The organism is Spirillospora sp. NPDC049652 (assembly GCF_040675125.1).
Classification (GTDB): domain Bacteria; phylum Actinomycetota; class Actinomycetes; order Streptosporangiales; family Streptosporangiaceae; genus Spirillospora.
The window spans coordinates 1-1,507 of the sequence record NZ_JBFAOF010001354.1; the positions used below are offsets into that span (position 1 = coordinate 1).

General features: G+C 72.5%; 1 protein-coding gene. It reads left to right on the forward strand.

Annotation, left to right across the window (positions count from 1 at the left end):
- The first annotated feature begins 268 nt into the window (after nucleotides 1-268).
- On the forward strand, nucleotides 269-1,336 hold the full coding sequence (locus tag AB0J52_RS40145; RefSeq protein WP_500188428.1) for an LLM class flavin-dependent oxidoreductase: 1,068 nt from the start codon (nucleotides 269-271) through the stop codon (nucleotides 1,334-1,336).
- Nucleotides 1,337-1,507: the final 171 nt, after the last annotated feature.

A 1,507-nucleotide genomic window follows, 5' to 3' on the forward strand; every position in this document is an offset into this window, starting at 1 on the left:
CGCGCCGGCGCTCGCGGCGTCCGGTGCCGTCGCTCCCCCGCCCGGGGCTTCCGGTCTGCCGTCCGGGGCATCGGGTCTGCCGTCCGGCGCTCCGGTTCCGGCTCCGTCTCCTGTCAGCGCGGTGCCGGTGCCGGTGTCCGGTCCGGCCGAACGCCCGTAGAGCCCTCACATCGTCCGCGGTTCCGCTCGGAGGCTCGCGCGACTAGCGTCCCAAGCGAGCGCTTGGTTATCTTGTCTGGGACAGCACAGCGGAACGCTCGGAGGGTCCATGACGTCGCTACGGGTCAGCCTTGGCTACGAACTTGAGGTGCGCGGTCGGTCCCGCGAGGTGGAGCGGGAGGCGTTCCACAACGTCATGGAGCAGGTGGTGCTGGCCGACCAGCTCGGCTACGACACCGCCTGGTTCGTCGAGCACCACTTCACCCGGGGCTTCTCCCACTCGTCCGCGCCCGATCTGGTGCTGGCCGGGATCTCGCAGCGGACCGAGCGGATCCACCTCGGGCTCGGCGTGGTGCTGCTGCCGTTCCAGTCGCCGATCCGGACCGCCGAGCGCGTCGCCACCCTGGACGTGATCTCCGGCGGGCGGGTCGAGTTCGGCACCGGGCGCGGCGCGTCCCCGCTGGAGTACCAGGCGTTCCAGCGGCCGTTCGAGCAGTCGCGCCAGTTGTGGGAGGAGCATCTGGAGGCCGTCCTGGCGATCTGGGAGGCCGACGGGAGGCCGGTGACCCGCAGCGGCGAGTTCTTCGAGATCCCGGACGTGGGGGTGTACCCGCGGCCGACGCAGGAGCCGCATCCGCCGGTCTGGGTGGCCTCGACGTCGCTGGACGGCTATCTCGCCGCCGCGAGACAGGGGTACAACCTGCTCGGCATGACGATGCTCAAGGGCCTGGACGACGTCGCCGAGGACATCGCCAAGTACAAGCAGTGCCTCGCCGACAGCGGCTTCGACCCGGATTCGCGCCGGATCGCGCTGATGATCCCCTGGTACGTCGCGCCGACCCAGCAGGAGGCCGTGGACACCGCCGCCGACGCCGTCCTCTGGTACCTGCGGCGGCAGATCAACCTGGTCGCGCCGCCCGGCTACACCGACGCCCGGCACGCCACCCACCGCGTCCTCGGCCAGCAGGCCGTCGGGATGCCGCCGGACGAGGCGATGGGGGTGCTGCGCGAGCAGACCATGGTCGTCATCGACGACGTGGCGGGCTCGCGCAAGGCCGTGGAGGCGATCGAGGCGGCCGGCGCGACCGACCTGATCCTCCAGGCGCAGGTCGGCGGGCTCGCCCACGAGCACGTCTGCAACTCGATGAAGCTCTTCATGCAGGAGGTCGCGCAGTGAGCCGGTGGCTGACCAGGCACGGGTTCCCGTCCGGGACGCGCGCGCGGGGGCCGCTCGCGGTCTCCCCCGAGGGCGACCTGGTCGTCCCGCTGCCGGACGACGCGGTCGGGCTCGCCGCCGAGACGCTGCGCGCGGCGGGGGTCGGGGCGTCCGACCGGGTGGTGGTCGCGC

What these genes read in the sequence shown, in the direction of transcription:
- AB0J52_RS40145 (WP_500188428.1), top strand. Translation starts at nt 269, where the DNA reads ATGACGTCGCTACGGGTCAGCCTTGGCTACGAACTTGAGGTGCGCGGT.